The sequence below is a fragment of the Massilia sp. UBA6681 genome, from assembly GCF_002454935.1.
Lineage (GTDB): Bacteria > Pseudomonadota > Gammaproteobacteria > Burkholderiales > Burkholderiaceae_D > Telluria > Telluria varians.
The window spans coordinates 1-2793 of record NZ_DKJX01000020.1; the positions used below are offsets into that span (position 1 = coordinate 1).

The window sequence follows — 2793 nt, forward strand, 5'->3', positions numbered from 1 at the left end:
CCCGCAGCCGTCACGACCGCCGCGACCCCGGCGGCGATGGCGACCCGGCTCAATGGCCAGCCGCGCGCGGGCGCCGGCACCGGCCGCACGTCGGACGGCAGCGGCGCCGCTCCGGGCTGTCCGGCGCGTGCGTCCAGGTCCTGCAGCATCCGGTTGATGAGACTCATCGTGCAAACACCCATGCCAGGCCGGCGGCGGTCGAGAACACCGCGGCGCCGCCAAGCAGCCAGGTCCAGATGGTGCGCCCGACGCCGATCGTATCGCGCGCCGCCGTCGCCACGTGGCTGCCCGCCACCTCGCGCTTGCCCTCGCCGTAGCTGAGCATCAGGGCCTTGTGCGCCATGATGTTCACCAGGCGCGGCACGCCGCCGCTGGCGCGGTACAGCCCGCGGATCGCCGCGCGCGAGAACAGGCGCGCGCCGGTGAAGCCGGCCACGCGCAGGCGGTGCGCCACGTAATAGTCCATGTCGTCGCGGCTGAGCGCGCCCAGGTGGTAGTGGAAGGTGATGCGCTGGGCCAGCTGGCGGATCGATTCCAGTTCCAGCTTGCGGTTCAGTTCCGGCTGGCCGAACAGCACGATCTGCAGCAGCTTGCGCTTCTCGGTTTCCAGGTTGGTGAGCAGGCGCAGGGCTTCCAGGCTCTCCACGGGAATGGCCTGCGCCTCGTCCAGGCACAGCACCACGCGCAGGTCCTGGCCCGCGAGTTCGAGCAGGCGCAGGTTGATCGCCTTGAGCACCTGGTGCTGGTCGACGTCGCGCGCGAGATCGAGTTCCAGCTCGTCGGCCAGGGCCAGCATCAGGGTACGCGGCTCCAGGTAGGGGTTCGGGATGTAGGCGGTCACGAAGCCCTCGCCCAGCGTCGCCATGAACTTGCGGCACAGCAGGGTCTTGCCGGTGCCGACCTCGCCCGTGATCTTGATGAAGCCTTCGCCGCTGCGCGCCGCCACCAGCAGCGTGTTCAGCGCTTCCTGCGAGCGCGCGCTGCCGAAGAAGAAGCTGGTGTCCGGGGTGATCCCGAAGGGCAGCTCACGCAAGCCGAAGTGGGCCGCGTACATCAGCGGCGCTCCCGGGTGCGCGGATCCAGCGCCTCGATGCGGCGGCTCGCGTCCAGCAGGTCCTGGCTCCAGTCGTTGGCGCCGTCGACGATGGTCGGCTTGATCAGGACCACCAGCTCGCGTTTCTGGCTCATGCGGGTCTTGTTGCGGAACAGCGCGCCCAGCACCGGCACCTTGCTCGCGCCGGGCAGCTGGTCGACGTCGCCGCTCGATACCTGGCGCATCAGGCCACCGATCGCGACCACCTGGCCGCTCTGGCCGCGCACATAGCTGTCCAGCTCCGAGGTGGCCGAGGCCGCGAGCGGCAAGGTCAGGGTGCCGGCCGAACCGAGGTCGACGTTCTTGGTCACCGTAGAGACCTGGCTCACGGAAGGGTGCACGTGCAGCAGGATGTTGCCCTTGTCGTCGATCTGCGGCGTCACGTCCAGCACCACGCCCGAGAAGAAGGGCTGCAGGGTCACGCTCGGGGTATTGGTGGTGCCGTTGTCGGTGGTGTTGACGGTGTTGGTCACGCCGGTGACGAAGAACTCGTCGGTGCCGATCTTGAGCACCGCCTTCTGGTTGTTCATCGCCGCCACGCGCGGGCTGGACAGCACGTGCACCTGGCCCTGCGACTCCAGGAAGGAAATCAGGGCCGCGAAATTATTCGTCTGGAAGGCGAAGCCGAACAGCGACCCGGCCGCGGTGGCCGCGTTCGACAGTGAGAAGCCGGTGCTGGCCGCCAGGCCCTGGCCGTTGTTGATGGGTGGCGGCTGGCCGCCGGTATAGGGCAGCGGCGCCAGGTTGGCGCCCGGCGCGATCATCCCGCCCGAGACCCGGTTCGGGTGCGAGCTCCTGATCGAGGCGAACGAAGCCCAGTTGATGCCGCTCTGGAAGCTGTCGTTCAGCTCCACCTCGAGGATCTTGGCTTCCAGGATCACTTGGCGGTCGACCGCCAGCTGGGTGGCCTTGAGGTAGGCGTCGACGCTGCGCAGCTCTTCCGGCATGGCGCGGATCACCAGCACCCCCGACTGCGGGCTGATCACCACGCTGCGCCCGCCCTCCTTCGAGCCGACGATGGCTTCCAGCGCGGCCTTCAGCTCGCTCCAGAAATCGTTGTCGGAGGTGGTGCGGATGTCGGTGCTGTCGAGCTGCACGCTGCCGCCGCCAAGCGTGTTCGAACCGCTGTCATTGCCCTGGTTGCCCTGGCCGCTGCCGGTGTTGTTGCGGTTGCCGCTGCCGTCCCGGCCCGCGTCCGCCACCGAGGTCGAGCTGACCCGCAGGTTCGAGGTGCCGCGGCGCTTGGCGGTCAGGTAGTTCACCTGGAACATCCGGGTCTGCATCGTCAGCGGACGGATCGTGATGCGGGTGCCGTCGATCCTGTAGTCGTAGCCGTACATGTCGCGGATCGCTTCCAGGGTCTCGGCGATGGTCACGTCCTTCAGGTTGGCGCTGATGTTGCCCGAGACCTCTGGATGGACCAGCATGTTGTAGCGGGTCCCGGCCACGATCGAGCGGAAGAACTGCTGCGCCGGCACATTGTTGAACGCGACGTTGAAGCGCTCCTCCAGTGCCGGACGCGCCTTGGGCAGCTGACTGGCCAGCGCGCTGGCCGGCGGCAGCAGCGCCGCGGCGACGGCATCGTCGACCGCGGGCGCGGCGGCGGGCCTGGCCTGGGCCTTGGCCATCTCCTTGCCGATCGCGTCATAGGTCTCGTGCTGCGAACCGGTCTGGCAGCCGGCGAGCAGCAGCGCGCCGGC

The 2793-nt window shown here is 68.8% G+C and carries 2 protein-coding genes; both read right to left on the reverse strand.

Going from position 1 to position 2793, the window contains the following annotated elements; genetic code table 11:
- Window positions 1-163: 163 nt before the first annotated feature.
- Window positions 164-1054, reverse strand: a complete 891-nt coding sequence (locus B2R83_RS02560) for an ExeA family protein (protein ID WP_036214859.1) — start codon at window positions 1052-1054, stop codon at window positions 164-166.
- A partial coding sequence (gene mshL, locus B2R83_RS02565; RefSeq protein ID WP_307189148.1) for a pilus (MSHA type) biogenesis protein MshL occupies window positions 1054-2793 on the reverse strand: 1740 nt, incomplete at its 5' end. The genes mshL and B2R83_RS02560, both read right to left, overlap by 1 nt.